Source organism: Rhizobacter sp. Root1238, assembly GCF_001425825.1.
GTDB lineage: Bacteria > Pseudomonadota > Gammaproteobacteria > Burkholderiales > Burkholderiaceae_C > Rhizobacter.
Window position 1 is genome coordinate 287,293 of sequence record NZ_LMDM01000034.1, and the last position, 14,616, is coordinate 301,908.

The following is a 14,616-nucleotide window of genomic DNA, read 5'->3' on the forward strand; positions in this document are numbered from 1 at the left end:
CACATCACCAGGTCGATGCCCTCGTGCCACCACTGCCAGGTGTCGACCGGCTGGTCTTCCCAGCCCATCGCCTCTTCGATCATGTCGAACACACCGAGCCAGGTCACCATCACCGCCAGCAGCAGGCCGGTCTCGCGCTGGCGATCGTTCCAGTGGCGCCACAGCGCCGGCAGCGTGACGCCGCCGACGCACAGCAGGTACAGCGCCAGGTGCCCCAGGTGCCGGTGCTCGAACCACGACTTGATCAGCGGCTCGCTGCTGATCATCTTCGCGGCGGTCCAGCCGAGCACGCCGGCGCCCAGGATGATGATGATCGGGAATCGGTCGACCAGCTTCAGGATCAGCTGGCTGCCCCAGACCACGATCGGGATGCTGATCAGCAAGCCCAGCACCACCAGCAGCATGCTGCCGTGGGCCGCGCCACCGATCGCCAGCACGTTGTCGATGCCCATCACCGCATCGGCGATCACGATGGTCTGGATGGCGCCGCGCACGGTCGACTGCGGCTTGATGTTGTGGCCTTCGCCGTCCTTGTCCTGCGTCAGCGTCCACGCGATCCAGACCAGCGCGAGGCCGCCGGCCAGCAGGAAGCCGGGGATTTTCAGCAGCCACACGACGACCAGCGTCAGCAGCGCGCGGATGATGATGGCGCCGGCGGTGCCCCACAGGATCACGCGGCGCTGCATGTGGGGCGGCACGTTGCGGGCGGCCAGGCCGATCACGATCGCGTTGTCGCCGGCCAGCACGAGGTCGAGCAGCACGATGGCCATCAAGGCCGAGAAGAAGTCAGCTGAGAAGAGTTCCATGGTCCTTCACCTTGCAGGAGTGCACGCCGTGCGGATGCACGGCGGGTGAAGGTCTTGCCCACAGCGCCGGTCCCTCGGGTCCGCACGCTGCTCAAGTGCCGGGGCACCGCGGGAGCGGCGCCCGTGCTGACGGCGGCTTGATCGGGGGGCTACTCCCCTTGCGGGGGACAGTGTCGCCGCTGCAGGCATCGCGCGTCAATCGGGGTGGCCCCGACGGCCCGTTCAGACCATCGCGAGCGTGGTCTTGCGCCGCGGCGGCGGGAACAGCCGGTCGAGCGCGGCAAGCTCGGCGGCGCCGAGCTTCAGGTCGGCGGCGGCCAGGTTCTCGCGCAGATGAAGCTCGCGCACGGCCTTCGGGATCGCGATCACGCCCGGCTGGTGCAGCACCCATGCGAGCGCGAGCTGGGTCGGCGTGACGCCGCGGGATTCGGCCAGCGGCTGCAGCCCCGGGTGCGCCGCGAGCTCGCCTTGCGCGAGCGGGCTGTACGCCATCAGCGGGACCTTCCGTTCGCGCAGGCGCGGCGGCAGGTCGTACTCGATGCCCCGCTCGGGCAGCGCGTAGTACACCTGATTGGTCGCGCAGGCCATGCCGCCATCCAGCGCCCACAGCGCGGCCATGCCGTCGGCGTCGAAGTTGCTGACGCCCCAGGCGCGGATGCGCCCCTCCGCCTGCAGGCGCCCGAAGGACTCGACCGTGTCGTGCAGCGGATGCGAGCCCGGCCAGTGCAGCAGGTACAGGTCGACGTGGTCGAGTCCCAGCCGCTTCAGGCTGCGCTCGCACGCCGCCACGGTGCCGTTGCGACTCGCGTTGTGCGGGTAGACCTTGCTGACGATGAACACCTCGTCGCGCCGCACCGCGCCGGCCCGCAGCGCCTCGGCGACGGCCTGCCCGAGCGCCTCTTCGGCGCCGCCTTCGCCATACATCTCGGCGGTGTCGAAGAGCCGGTAGCCGAGGTCGATCGCCAGCCGGATCGCGGCCACCTCGGTCCGCCGCGATGCGCTCGATTCCCCCATGCGCCACGTGCCGAGGCCGAGAGTCGGCACGGGAGTTCCGGAAGGCAGGACGACGTGGTTCATGGTGGATCTCCGCGACAAGCCCCGAAGCCTAGCGCGAACGCGTTCTGCGGCACACTGCGAACCCTATGTCAGATGCCTCGGACGCTTCAGGTGCCCTGATCTCGCTGCAGCGGGTCGACAAGCGGTTCGCCAACGGCGTGCAGGCGCTGCAGTCGGTGACGCTGGATGTGCGCCCGGGCGAATTCGTCTCGCTGCTCGGCCCGTCCGGTTGCGGCAAGAGCACGGTGCTGCGGCTGGTGGCCGGGCTCGACCGCGCCACCGCCGGCACGGTCCAGGCGCCGGCACTGCAGGCCGATGCCACCAACGGCACCAGCGACACCGCCTTCGTGTTCCAGGAACCGACGCTGATGCCGTGGGCCAGCGTGTTCGACAACGCCTGGCTGCCGCTGCGGCTGGCCGGCATTTCGCGGCGCGATGCCGCCGCGCGCGTGATGCCGCTGCTGCAGCGCATGGGGCTCGAGGCCTTCGCGAACGCCTTCCCCGGCGAGCTGTCGGGCGGCATGAAGATGCGCGCGTCGATCGCCCGCGCGCTGGTCACGCAACCGCACCTGCTGCTGATGGACGAGCCGTTCGCCGCGCTCGACGAGATCACCCGCCAGCGGCTGAACGCCGACCTGCTCGACGCCTGGCAGGCGCGCCCGATGGCGGTGCTGTTCGTCACCCACAGCGTGCTGGAGGCGGTGGCGCTGAGCCAGCGCGTGCTGGTGATGGGCGCGCGGCCCGGCCGCATCGTCGCCGAGTTCCAGGTCCGCCGGCCGGCGCGGCAAGACACCGGATTTCGCGACAGCGACGACTATGTCGCGCAATGCCGCGCCGTCTCGCGCTCGCTGGAGGCCGCGCACGCGGCGACCGCATGAAGCAGGCCTGGCGCCGCCGCATCGCACCGGCCGTCGTGCTGCTCGCATTGCTCGCCGCCTGGGAGGCGCTGGTGCGGCTGGCCCACATCCCGCACTACACGCTGCCGGCACCCAGCCTCGTGCTGCAGACACTGGTCGCCAACTTCGGGTCGCTGGCCGGCAGCTGGTGGTTCACCGTGAAGATCACCTTCGGCGCGCTGCTGCTGGCCTGCGCCGGCGGCGTGCTGATCGCCGCGGTGTTCGCGCTGTGGCGGCCGGTCGAAGAGGCGTTCTTTCCGGTCGCGGTGGTGCTGCAGGTGACGCCGATCGTCGCGGTCGCGCCGCTGATCCTGATCTACGTCGAGAGCACGACCGCCGCGCTGCTGCTGTGCGCCTGGATCGTCGCGTTCTTCCCGATCCTGTCGAACACCGTGGTCGGGCTGCGCGCGGCCGACGTGAACCTGCGCGAGCTGTTCCGGCTGTACCGCGCGACGCCTTGGCAGCGGTTGCGCCTGCTGCTGCTGCCGTCGGCATTGCCGTATTTCGTCGCCGGGCTGAAGATCTCTGGCGGCCTGAGCCTGATCGGCGCGGTGACGGCCGAGATGGTGGCCGGCGCCGCCGGCCGCGAAACGGGCCTCGCCTCGCGCATCCTGGAGGCGAGCTTCCGCACCGAGACGCCGAAGATGTTCGCCGCGCTGAGCCTGCTGGTGCTGACCGGCGTGCTGATCTTCGCCGGCTTCAATGCTTTGTCGCGCCTGTTGCTGGGCCGATGGCACGCCACCGAGAATTGACCCATCGAAGGAGAGACCCCATGAAGAACACGATCCGCCTTGCTGCCGCGACAGCCGCGCTGGCGATGACCCTCGCTGCCGGCAGCGCCGTCGCGCAGGACAAGGTGAGCTTCGCGACCAACTGGAAGGCGCAGGCTGCGCACGGCGGCTTCTACCAGGCGGTGGCCGACGGCACCTACAAGAAGTTCGGCCTCGACGTGACGCTGGTGCAGGGCGGCCCGCAGGTCAACAACCGCCCGCTGCTGCCGGCCGGCCGCATCGATTTCCTGATGACGGGCAACCTGCTGCACAGCTTCGACAACGTGAAGAACGGCGTGCCGACGGTGGTCGTCGCCGCGATGTTCCAGAAAGATCCGCAGGCGCTGATCGCGCACCCGGGGCAAGGCTACGAGTCGTTCGCGAAGCTGAAGGACGCGCCGCTCGCGCTGATCGCGAAAGACGGCCAGTTCAGCTGGTGGCAGTGGCTGAAGGTGACGCACGGCTTCAAGGACGAGGTGCTCAAGCCCTACAACTACAACCTCGGCCCGTTCCTCGCGAACCCGAAGGCGATCCAGCAGGGCTACTCGGTGGCCGAGCCGATCTACGTCGAGAACCAGGGCAAGTTCAAGCCGGTGGTGCACCTGCTGGCCGACCACGGCTTCAGCACGTACTCGACGGTGATCGAGGCGCGCACCGACACTGCGCGGGACAAGCCGCAGCTGGTGCAGCGCTTCGTCGACGCGTCCATCCTCGGCTGGGTCAACTACCTGTATGGCGACCGCAAGGCGGCCAACGCGATGATGATCAAGGAGAACCCGGAGATGACCGAGGCGGAGATCGAGGCGTCGGTCGCGCTGATGAAGCAGCAGGGCATCGTCGACTCGGGCGAGGCGCTGCGCAACGGCATCGGCGCGATGAGCGCGGAGCGTATCCAGGACTTCTACGCGCAGATGGTGAAGGCCGGGCTCTACAAGGCGGGCGAGGTCGACCTGGCCAAGGTCGCGACGCTGCAGTTCGTCAACAAGAAGGTCGGCCTGGACGTGAAGGCGAAGCTCGGCGGGCGCTGACGCGCCGCGTGAGGTTTTGCTCAAGTGCGCCGCAAAGAGGTCGATACTTGCCGTAACACTTTTCCTGACACCGTGACGTGAGCATCGAGAACGCACCGCGCGCCGGCGGCTTCCAGCCGCTCTCCACCGCCTTGCCCGACATGGCGGCCTGGGTCCGGCACTTCCTCGGCTGCGAGATCCCGGTGCTGGCCAACACCGCCGATGCGCTGGAGGCGATGCGCGCGAACGAAGACGACGTCGACGCGAACCTGATCGGCGAGATGGTCGCCGACGACCCGCTGATGACGCTGAAGGTGCTGGCCTATGCCGCGACGCACCGGCCGGCGCGGCTCGTCACCGATGTCGAGACCGTCACCGCCGCCGTCGTGCTGATGGGCATCTCGCCGTTCTTCGGCGCGTTCGGCGTGCAGCCGACGGTCGAGGACTGGCTGGCCGACCGGCCCGACGCCCTCGCCGGGCTGAACGACGTGCTGCGGCGCGCACACCGCGCATCGCGCTTTGCGCTGGCCTTCGCGATCCACCGGCAGGACCACGATGCCGCGCTGATCCACGAAGCCGCGCTGCTGCACGATTTCGCCGAGATGCTGCTGTGGGTGCATGCGCCCGACCTGGCGCTGACGATCCAGAACGCGCAGGCGGCCGACCCGACGCTGCGCTCGAATGCCATCCAGCAGAGCACGCTGCACATCGAGCTGTTCGACCTGCAGCAGGCGCTGATGAAGGCCTGGACGCTGCCGGAACTGCTGATCCGCATCTCCGACGACCGGCATGCCGAGCACCCGACGGTGCAGAACGTCGTGCTGGCGATCCGCCTCGCGCGGCACACCGCGCACGGCTGGGACAACGCCGCGATCCCCGACGACGTGGCCGACATCGCCCAGCTGCTGAACCTGTCGACCGCCGCGACGCAGGCGATGCTGCAGGACCTCGACCACTGACTACAGCGGCACGGCCGTGGTGTTCTTCACCCGGTCCATCACGAAGCTGGTCTTGCAGTCCTCGACGCTCGGGTGCTTCAGCAACGTCTCCATCACGAAGCGCGAATAGTGGGCCATGTCCTGCACGACGACGCGCATCAGGTAGTCCATCTCGCCGGTCAGCGCAACGCATTCGACCACCTCGGGCCAGGTCTGCACGGCCGCGCGGAACAGGTCCATTGGGTTGCGCTTGTGCACCTCGGAGTGCTTCTCGAGCCGCACGTTCAGGTAGGCGGTGAGCCCGAGCCCGACGCGTTCGGGCGGCACCAGCGCCACGTAGCCGGCGATCGCGCCCGATTCCTCGAGCCGCTTGACCCGTCGCAGCGTCGCCGACGGCGACAGGCTGACCTGCACGGCCAGCACGTCGTAAGTGATCCGGCCGTCGGCTTGCAGCGCGCGAAGAATGCGCCGATCAATCGCATCCAGCTGGATTTCCGTTTCCATGCCGACAATTTTGCAGCTTTCCTGCGAAGCGCGCCCATCGCGGGGCAGAACTTGCATGAATCCTGCAACGGGACGACTCTACAGTGCAGGCAACTTCCACTTTGCAGGAGCGCGCCATGCAGTTCACCCCCTGGGACAACCCGATGGGCACCGACGGGTTCGAATTCGTCGAGTACGCGGCGCCGGACCCTGTCGCGCTCGGCCGGCTGTTCGAATCGATGGGCTTCACCGCGATCGCGCGGCACCGCCACAAGAACGTCACGCTGTACCGCCAGGGCGACGTCAACTTCATCATCAACGCCGAGCCGAATTCGTTCGCGCAGCGCTTTGCCCGCCACCACGGGCCGAGCGTCTGCGCGATGGCCTTCCGCGTGAAGGACGCCGCCCAGGCCTATGCGCGCGCGCTGGAGCTCGGCGCCTGGGGCTTCGACAACCAGACCGGCCCGATGGAGCTGAACATCCCGGCGATCAAGGGCATCGGCGACTCGCTGATCTACTTCGTCGACCGCTGGCACGGCAAGGACGGCGCGGCCGCCGGCGCGATCGGCAACATCAGCATCTACGACGTCGACTTCGTGCCGATCCCCGGCGCGAATGCGTCGCCGGTCGGCAACGGCCTGACCTACATCGACCACCTGACGCACAACGTGCATCGCGGCCGCATGAAGGAATGGGCCGACTTCTACGAGCGGCTGTTCAACTTCCGCGAAGTGCGCTACTTCGACATCGAGGGCAAGCTGACCGGGCTGAAGAGCAAGGCGATGACGAGCCCGTGCGGCAAGATCCGCATCCCGATCAACGAGAGTTCGGACGACAAGAGCCAGATCGCCGAGTACCTGGACCTGTACCACGGTGAAGGCATCCAGCACATCGCGCTCGGCACCGACGACATCTACGCCACGGTCGACGGCATGAAGACCCAGGGCGTCGTGTTCCAGGACACCATCGCGACCTACTACGACCTGGTCGACAAGCGGCTGCCGCAGCACGGCGAGCGCCTCGACGAACTGAAGCGCCTGCGCATCCTGATCGACGGCGCGACGCACCAGGGCGCGCCGAACGAGCTGCTGCTGCAGATCTTCACGCAGACGGTGATCGGGCCGATCTTCTTCGAGATCATCCAGCGCAAGGGCGACCAGGGCTTCGGCGAAGGCAACTTCCGCGCGTTGTTCGAGAGCATCGAACTCGACCAGGTGCGCCGCGGCGTGCTGAAGGCCGAACCCGAGGCGGCCGCATGAAGCGCGTGCGTTCGTTCATCGGCCTCGCGCTCGCGGCGCTGGCCGCCGGCGCGTCGGCGCAGGACTCGTCGCTCGACGCGGTGATGAAGGCCGGCGTGCTGCGCGCCTGCACGCCGGGCGACTACAAGCCGTTCAGCTTCCAGCGCGCCGATGGCGGCTTCGAAGGCCTGGACGTCGACCTGGCGCAGTCGCTGGCCGCGGCGATCGGCGTCAAGCTCGAGCTGGTGAAGACGAGCTGGGCCAACCTGCTGCCGGACTTCGGTGCCGGCAAGTGCGATGTCGCGATCGGCGGCATCTCGGTCAGCACCGAGCGCCAGAAGCGGGTGTTCTTCAGCACCGCCTACATGGTCAACGGCAAGACGCCGCTGGTTCGCTGCGAGGACGTGTCGAAGTACCAGAGCGTGGCCGACATCGACAAGGCCGGCGTGCGCGCGATCGCCAACCCGGGCGGCAGCAACGAGCGCTTCGCGCGCGCCAATTTCAAGACCGCGACGCTGACGATCCATGCCGACAACCTGACGATCTTCGACGAGCTGCTGGCCAAACGGGCCGACGTGTTCGTGACCGAGGCCGCCGAGACGCTGGTGCAGCAGAAGCTGCGGCCTGGCTTGTGCGCGGTGAACCCGGACCGGCCGCTGCAGTATGGCGAGATGGCCTGGATGCTGCCGCGCAACGACATGGTGATGAAGGGCTTCGTCGACCAGTGGCTGCACCTGGCCAAGGCGAGCGGCGAGTACCAGCGGACGGCCGACAAATGGCTGCGGTGAACGATGGCGCCGGTGCCGCGAAGGGCATGAACAGCGGTGTCGCGCCAGCCACCTATGGCCAGGGCGATCGCCCGCCCCGCGGCGACTATGCCTCGGCGCGCGCCGACTACACCTGCGAGCAGGACTGGGACCGCTACACCGCCGAGGACCACGCGCTCTACCAGCGGCTGTACGAGCGCCAGGCGGCGCAGCTGCCGGGCCTGGCCTGCGAGGAGTTCATCGACGCGGTCGGGCAGCTCGGCACGCCGACGCAGATCCCGCGCTTCGAGGCGCTGTCGCAGCGCCTGCGCCGCGCGACCGGCTGGGAGGTGGTCGCGGTGCCGGGGCTGATTCCCGAAGAGGCGTTCTTCGCGCTGCTGGCCGCGCGGCGCTTCCCGGTCACCGGCTGGATCCGCAAGCCGGAGGAGTTCGACTACGTGGTCGAGCCCGATGTCTTCCACGACCTGTTCGGCCATGTGCCGCTGCTGTTCAACCCGATGTTCGCCGACTACATGCAGGCCTATGGCGCCGGCGGCCTGAAGGCGAGCCGGCTGCAGTCGTGCGAGTACCTCGCGCGGCTCTACTGGTACACGGTGGAGTTCGGTCTGATCGCGACGCCGGCCGGCCTGCGCGCGTATGGCGCGGGCATCCTGTCGTCGGCCGGCGAGCTGCGCCACAGCGTGACCAGCGCGCAGCCGCAGCGCCTGGGCTTCGACCTGGAGCGAATCATGCGCACGCGCTACAAGATCGACACCTTCCAGGCCACCTACTTCGTGATCGATTCGTTCGAGCAGCTGTTCCGCGCGACCGCGCCCGACTTCACGCCGATCTACGAAGCGGTGTCGCGGCGCGACGAGTTGGCGGCCGAGGCGACGCTGCCCGGCGACCGCGTGCTGGGCCTGTGATCACAGCGCGGCCAGCAGCGCGTCGAACACCACCGGCTGGTTGACCAGGTCGACGTGCGCGACGCCCGGCACATGCCGGTTGTCGGCGCCCGGCAGCGTCGCGGTGCTGGCCGGGAACACGATGTTGTCGCAGTGGCTGTAGAAGCAGATGAAGCGCCCCGGCAGCGTGGCCGATTCGCGGGTGCCGAGCGCCTGCTGCCAGGGGCTCGCGAGGCGCATCTGATGCCCGTTGGCCGTCGTCGAGAAGCGCCCGAGCCAGGTGCCGCGGTGCGGGCTGCCGATCGTGATGATGCGGTGCGCGCGCGTTTCGCCACCGTGCGCCGCGGCCCACGCGCGGATCGCGAGGCCGCCCATGCTGTGGCCCACCAGCACCGGCGCGCGGCCGGTTGCGGCTTCCAGCCGGGCGACGGCCTGCTCGATGATGTCGGCATAGTGGTCGATCGAGCCGAACACCGGTTCGAGGTTGACCGCGATGAACGGCGTGCCGCGCTGCAGCAGCCGTTGCATCCACCGGTTCCACAGCCCGCGGTTGCAGACGAAGCCGTGGACCAGCACCACGCCGCGATCGGCGGGCGCGCCGGGTGCGCGGTCAGGCACGTGGTCGGGCACGAGGGTCGAGCGGAAGGGCTGCCGCCAGCAGAACACCTGCGGTGCCGTCAGCACCTCGCCGATCCAGGCGTGCAGCAACTGGGGCACCGTCGCGCGCGGCGTCGGATCGTCGCCGTGCACGAAGTACAGGAACACGAACTCGAGGCCGAGGAAGAGCGCGTAGCCGAAGACGATCAGCGCCGCACCGGCGCCGGCCCACACTGGGCGATCGATGTGGATGAACCACGCTGCCCACAGGATTGCGGTGAACAGCAGGCCGAAGGTGATGAAGCGTTGCAGTCGCGCGAGCATGCGGACGATGCTAGCAGCGCGGTGTGACGCTCACGCCAGCTGCACGTCGCGGCCGGTCAGGCGCTTCGCGAGGCGCGTTGCGAGCATCGTCGCGAGGCCGTAGACCGACAGCTGCGGGTTCGCACCGATGCTGGTCGGGAACAGCGAGCCGTCGTGCACCGACAGGTTCGCGAGCTGCCAGTGCGTGCCGTCGGGGCGGACCACGCCTTGCGCTTCGCTGCCGGCCATCGGGCAGCCGCCCATCACATGGGCGCTGACGACGCGCGTCAGCAGGGGCTTCATCGGCAGCGCTTCGATCTGCCGGCGTGCCTCGGCCCACGACGTGGTCGGCACGGCACTCTCGTGCACCGGCATGACGCTGCGCGCGCCGGCGGCGAACTGGATCTCGGCCATGCTGAGGAAGGCACGGCGCGCGCCGTCCATCACGAAATCGTTCAACGGGTAGTCGAGGATCGGCGTACCGTCGCCGCGCAACGCGACCGATCCGCCGGGCGACTCCGCATGGAAGCCGTCGCGCATCAGTGCCAGCAGGCCGTGCGTGCGCGGGAACTCGGCCAGCATCTCGGCCTGCGCACGACCATGGCCGGCGAGCGTCGACGCCAGGATCACCGGGTGCAGCGGCGGCGCCTCGAGCTTGTAGCCGATCGGCCCGGTCAGCGGCTGCGTCTGCAGGAAGTGATCGGTGTAGAGGGTCTGCGGTGCGCCGTCCCAGCCATTGACCGGATCGGCGAAGTTCGCCGCCGATATCACGACCGGGTGCAGGAAGGTGCGCTTGCCGACCAGGCCGTGCGGGTCCGGTGTGCCGGAGCGCAGCAGCAGCGCCGGCGAATTGATCGCGCCGCCGGCGACGACGTAGTGCTTTGCGGTGATGCGCACACCGGCACCGCCGGTGGCCGCGCTGTTGTCGGAGACCGGCGCGCAGTGCAGCGCCTGGACGACGCCGTCGCGCGACTCGAGGCGCTCGGCGCGCATCTGCACCAGCAGCGTGGCGCCACCGTCGAGCGCGGCCGGCAGGGTCGTCACCAGCATCGACTGCTTCGCGTTCGTCGGGCAGCCCATGCCACAGGAGCCGAGGTTCCAGCAGCCCTTCACATTGCGCTGGATCGCGGAGGCCGGAATGCCGAGCTTGGTGGCGCCGGTGCGCAGCAGCTCGTTGTTCCGGTTCGGCGCCGCGAGCCAGGGGCCGATGTTGAGGCGGCGCTCGGCCTGCTCGAACCACGGGGTCATCGCGGCCGCCGTCATCTCGGCGAGACCGAACTGCGACTGCCAGTGCGCCAGCGTGTCGACCGGCGTGCGGAACGAGCTGGTCCAGTTCACCGTCGTCGAGCCGCCGACGCAGCGGCCCTGCAGGATGTTGATCGCCTTGTCGGCGGTCTTGCGCGCGGCGCTCTCCTGGTAGAGGCTCGGGTAGGCCTCGCTCTCGCGCTGGCGGAAATCGCGGCTGCTCTTCAGCGGGCCCTCTTCGACGATCACGACCTGCAGGCCGGCCTTCGTCAGCAACTCGGCCGTGATGCCGGCGCCGGCGCCGCTGCCGACGATCGCGACGTCGCAGCTCAGGGTCGCCGGCACCGGGCCGTGCGGGCCGCCGAAGACGTGCCAGCCGCGCTGCAGTCCTTGCTGGATCGGGTCGTCGAAATGGCTCATCAGAGTTCGCGGGGTCCCGGGTAGCCGATCGCCGGCCACGCGGAGGGGTCCGAGAAGTAGGCGCCGTTGGTGATGTCGCGCAGCGCGTGATAGACCTGCTGCCGGGTTGCGAAGCGCGAGGTGCGCATGTCCTGCAGAGATTGCTGCACCTCGTCGACGGTGGCGGTGTCCCAGGGCGCAGCCAGCCCGGCGAGCAGGCGACGGCCCGGCGCCGTGCACAGGATGCCCAGCAGCTGCGCGAGCTCTGTCTGCGCAGCGGGTGCGAAGCCGTGGATGGTTTGGCGGACCCGTTCGAGGTGCGCCGCGACGGCAGCGGAGCGTGCCGCCCCTGATGGCAGCGCGCCGTCGAGCACCGCCTGTGCGACGGCAGCGAACAGCGCGCGGCTGTCGGCGCTCAACTCGTCGGCGGGCGTGCCGGGTCGCATCAGCACGAGGCCGCCGCCGACCGCGATCAACGTGAGCGAGGCGGCCGCGCCGACCTGGAGGAGCTTGCGTCTTTGCATGGGGTTGGTGGGATGCGCGCGCAGTGTTGCATCATTCGCCGCAGCCGCCGTAGAGGCACGGGACTAGCCCGGCCTCTCGTAAACCCGCAACGAGCAACGAGCTTCCGCCATGGCCGCGACGAGCGACAACATCCTTCAGCACCTGTCGGCGGTGGAGTCCGAACGCGTTCGCCGGGCGGGCGACCGCTCGCTGCAGGCTCGTGTGACGGCCGTGAAGGCCTATCAGCAGCGGCGCTTCGCGCACACCTATGCTGACCTTCTCGCGTCGCCTCGCTACCGCGGCGTGGCGCAGTTCTTTCTCGACGAGCTGTACGGACCGCGCGACTTTGCCGAGCGCGATGCGCAGTTCGCGCGGGTCGTGCCGGCGTTGACGCGGCTCTTTCCGAGCGATGTGTTGTCGACTGTGGAATCCCTGGCCGCGCTGCATGCCTTGTCGGAATCGCTGGACAGCGGCATGGGCGCGGCGGTGGCGGACGCACCGGTGGACGCACCGGAGTACCTGGCGGCCTGGCAGGCCTGCGGGCGACGGGCGGATCGCGAACGCCAGGTGGCATTGACCGTGAAGATCGGCGAATCGCTCGACCAGCTGACGCGGCGGCTGCTGCTGCGCCAGAGCTTGCGCATGATGCGCGTGCCGGCGCGCGCCGCGGGGCTGTCGTCCTTGCAATCGTTCCTGGAGTCGGGCTTCGACACCTTCCATGCGATGGGTGGCGCCTCGGAGTTCTTGAAGACCGTCCGCGCGAGGGAGTTGGCGCTGATGCAGTCGCTCTTCGCGACCGACGCTGTCACCCACGGGACAACGGCGCGCGCGGCTGCGTTAGGACAACTACCGTAGCCGCGCCGCGGGGGCGACCCGCACCATGGAGTACCTTCTCCCACGAGCGCCGCATCGATGCAACGACCCTGGCTCGACCACTATCCCCCTGGCGTTCCGGCGGAGATCGACACGTCGCCCTACCGGTCCTTGGTCGAGCTGCTCGACGAGTCGTTTCGACAGCACGCATCGCGCGATGCGGCGGTGTGCATGGAGCGGCGATTGAGCTTCCGCGACATCGACGAGATGTCCGCTTCATTGGGCGCGTGGCTGCAGGCCCGCGGGCTGGCGCGCGGCGCGCGCGTCGCGCTGATGATGCCGAACGTGCTGCAGTACCCGGTCGCGATCGCCGCGGTGCTGCGCGCAGGCTGCACGGTGGTGAACGTCAATCCGTTGTACACCGCGCGCGAGCTGGAGCACCAGCTGAGCGATTCGGGTGCCGAGGCGATCATCGTGCTCGAGAACTTCGCGCAGACGCTGGTGCAGGTGCTCGACCGCACGCCGATCCGTCATGTGGTGCTGGCATCGATGGGCGACCTGCTGGGCTTCGTGAAAGGCCAGCTGGTGAATTTCGTCGTTCGGCATGTGCGCAAGATGGTGCCGGAGTTCGATCTCCGTGCGCCGGCCGGCGGCTCGGTCACGCGCTTCAACATGGCGGTGGCCGAGGGCACGCGGCTGTCGCTGCGGCATGTCGACCTGGGCCCGGACGACGTCGCCTTCCTGCAGTACACCGGCGGGACGACAGGCCTCTCGAAGGGTGCCGTGCTGCTGCACCGCAACGTCGTCGCGAACATCCTGCAAGCGCAAGCGTGGTTCCAGCCGATGCTCGACAAGGTGGGCGATCGGCAGATCGTCACGGTGTGCGCGCTGCCGCTGTATCACATCTTCGCGCTGACGGCCTGCTACATGCTCGGGGCGCGGCTCGGGATGCTCAACGTGCTGATTCCGAATCCGCGCGACATCCCCGGCTTCGTGAAGGTGCTGAAGCGGCAGCGCTTCAACATGTTCCCGGCAGTGAACACGCTGTTCAATGCGCTGGCGAACGATCCGGAGTTCAGACGGCTGGATTTCACCGACCTGGTGATCTCGAATGGCGGCGGCATGGCGGTTCAGCGCGCGACGGCGGAGCAGTGGCAACGCGTCACCGGCTGTCCGATCGTCGAGGGTTACGGGTTGTCGGAGACTTCGCCGGTCGCGACGATCAATCGCTTCGATGAGCCGGAGTTCACCGGGTCGATCGGGTTGCCGGTGTCGTCGACGGAGATCGCGATCCGCAATGATGCGGGTGCTTCGGTGCCGCTGGGGGAGTCCGGCGAGATCTGCATCCGCGGCCCGCAGGTGATGGCGGGGTACTGGAATCGCCCGGACGAAACGCGCTTGGTCATGACGGACGATGGATTCTTCCGCTCGGGCGACATCGGCGTGATGGACGAGCGGGGCTACGTGCGAATCGTCGATCGGAAGAAGGACATGATTCTGGTGTCCGGCTTCAACGTCTACCCGACCGAGATCGAGCAGGTGGTGAGCCAGCATCCCGCGGTGCTGGAGTGTGCTGCGGTGGGCGTGGCGGATCCGAAGTCTGGCGAGGCGGTGAAGCTGTTCGTGGTGAGGCGCGATTCGACGCTGACAGAGGACGACCTGGCGGCCTATTGTCGCGAGAACTTCACGGCCTACAAGCGCCCGAAGTATGTCGAGTTTCGCGACGATCTGCCCAAGTCCAACGTCGGGAAGATACTGCGTCGGGAGTTGAGGGTGTCCTGAGCTCGCCGGTCCGGTGTCTGCCAAGGCGGATTCACATCCCCGGAATTTGCATCCCGCAAAACCGGTTCCCCCAAAGCGAAACCCCCGTCACCTTGGGAGGAGACGGGGGCTGGCTTTATTAATAGCCT

At 68.6% G+C, this 14,616-nt stretch carries 14 protein-coding genes and 1 pseudogene; 9 read left to right on the forward strand and 6 right to left on the reverse strand.

Annotation, left to right across the window (positions count from 1 at the left end; genetic code table 11):
• Positions 1–176 precede the first annotated feature (176 nt).
• Positions 177–806, reverse strand: a pseudogene (locus ASC98_RS22645) (TerC family protein); the annotation flags it as partial.
• Positions 807–1,028: 222 nt separating this feature from the next.
• Positions 1,029–1,883, reverse strand: a complete 855-nt coding sequence (locus ASC98_RS22650; RefSeq protein WP_056810620.1) for an aldo/keto reductase — start codon at positions 1,881–1,883, stop codon at positions 1,029–1,031.
• Positions 1,884–1,948: 65 nt separating this feature from the next.
• Here ASC98_RS22650 and ASC98_RS22655 point away from each other — a divergent pair, with 65 nt between their 5' ends.
• The 4 genes from ASC98_RS22655 (at position 1,949) to ASC98_RS22670 (ending at position 5,494) form a co-directional block, all read left to right on the forward strand.
• Positions 1,949–2,740, forward strand: coding sequence for an ABC transporter ATP-binding protein (locus ASC98_RS22655; RefSeq protein ID WP_056810617.1), 792 nt, complete (start codon positions 1,949–1,951; stop codon positions 2,738–2,740).
• Positions 2,737–3,510 carry an ABC transporter permease gene (locus ASC98_RS22660; protein ID WP_235581352.1) on the forward strand — a complete coding sequence of 258 codons (774 nt, stop codon included), beginning with the start codon at positions 2,737–2,739 and terminating at the stop codon, positions 3,508–3,510. Before ASC98_RS22655 ends, ASC98_RS22660 begins: the two co-directional genes overlap by 4 nt.
• Positions 3,511–3,530: 20 nt before the next feature.
• Entirely contained in the window at positions 3,531–4,556 is a 1,026-nt protein-coding gene (locus ASC98_RS22665) for an ABC transporter substrate-binding protein (protein ID WP_056810612.1), read from the forward strand.
• 77 nt (positions 4,557–4,633) lie between these two features.
• Positions 4,634–5,494, forward strand: a complete 861-nt coding sequence (locus ASC98_RS22670) for an HDOD domain-containing protein (RefSeq protein ID WP_235581353.1) — start codon at positions 4,634–4,636, stop codon at positions 5,492–5,494.
• Here the strand turns inward: ASC98_RS22670 and ASC98_RS22675 are convergent, their stop codons facing one another.
• Positions 5,495–5,977 (reverse strand): Lrp/AsnC family transcriptional regulator, encoded by a 483-nt coding sequence (locus ASC98_RS22675; protein ID WP_056810608.1) that lies wholly within the window; start codon positions 5,975–5,977, stop codon positions 5,495–5,497.
• A gap of 116 nt (positions 5,978–6,093) precedes the next feature.
• On the opposite strand from ASC98_RS22675, the gene hppD reads away from it, so the two are divergent.
• The 3 genes from hppD to phhA are packed head-to-tail and all read left to right on the forward strand — an operon-like array spanning position 6,094 to position 8,866.
• On the forward strand, positions 6,094–7,215 hold the full coding sequence (gene hppD, locus ASC98_RS22680) for a 4-hydroxyphenylpyruvate dioxygenase (RefSeq protein ID WP_056810605.1): 1,122 nt from the start codon (positions 6,094–6,096) through the stop codon (positions 7,213–7,215).
• Complete coding sequence (locus ASC98_RS22685) at positions 7,212–7,982, forward strand: transporter substrate-binding domain-containing protein (RefSeq protein ID WP_056810601.1); 771 nt, start codon at positions 7,212–7,214, stop codon at positions 7,980–7,982. Before hppD ends, ASC98_RS22685 begins: the two co-directional genes overlap by 4 nt.
• A complete protein-coding gene (gene phhA, locus ASC98_RS22690) occupies positions 7,970–8,866 on the forward strand; it encodes a phenylalanine 4-monooxygenase (RefSeq protein ID WP_056810598.1) in 897 nt (298 codons plus the stop codon). Before ASC98_RS22685 ends, phhA begins: the two co-directional genes overlap by 13 nt.
• On the opposite strand, the gene ASC98_RS22695 is transcribed toward phhA, so the two are convergent.
• From ASC98_RS22695 to ASC98_RS22705, 3 genes are read right to left on the reverse strand one after another with little or no spacing between them, the layout of a single operon-like run.
• Positions 8,867–9,766, reverse strand: a complete 900-nt coding sequence (locus tag ASC98_RS22695) for a triacylglycerol lipase (RefSeq protein WP_056810596.1) — start codon at positions 9,764–9,766, stop codon at positions 8,867–8,869.
• 30 nt (positions 9,767–9,796) lie between these two features.
• Positions 9,797–11,410, reverse strand: a complete 1,614-nt coding sequence (locus tag ASC98_RS22700; RefSeq protein ID WP_056810591.1) for a GMC family oxidoreductase — start codon at positions 11,408–11,410, stop codon at positions 9,797–9,799.
• Complete coding sequence (locus tag ASC98_RS22705; protein ID WP_056810588.1) at positions 11,410–11,913, reverse strand: hypothetical protein; 504 nt, start codon at positions 11,911–11,913, stop codon at positions 11,410–11,412. The genes ASC98_RS22700 and ASC98_RS22705 overlap by 1 nt, the downstream gene beginning before the upstream one ends.
• A gap of 109 nt (positions 11,914–12,022) precedes the next feature.
• Between ASC98_RS22705 and ASC98_RS22710 the strand changes: the two genes are divergently transcribed.
• Positions 12,023–12,748, forward strand: coding sequence for a hypothetical protein (locus tag ASC98_RS22710; protein ID WP_056810584.1), 726 nt, complete (start codon positions 12,023–12,025; stop codon positions 12,746–12,748).
• Between the two features lie 57 nt (positions 12,749–12,805).
• Positions 12,806–14,488 (forward strand): long-chain-fatty-acid--CoA ligase, encoded by a 1,683-nt coding sequence (locus ASC98_RS22715; protein WP_056810582.1) that lies wholly within the window; start codon positions 12,806–12,808, stop codon positions 14,486–14,488.
• Positions 14,489–14,616: the final 128 nt, after the last annotated feature.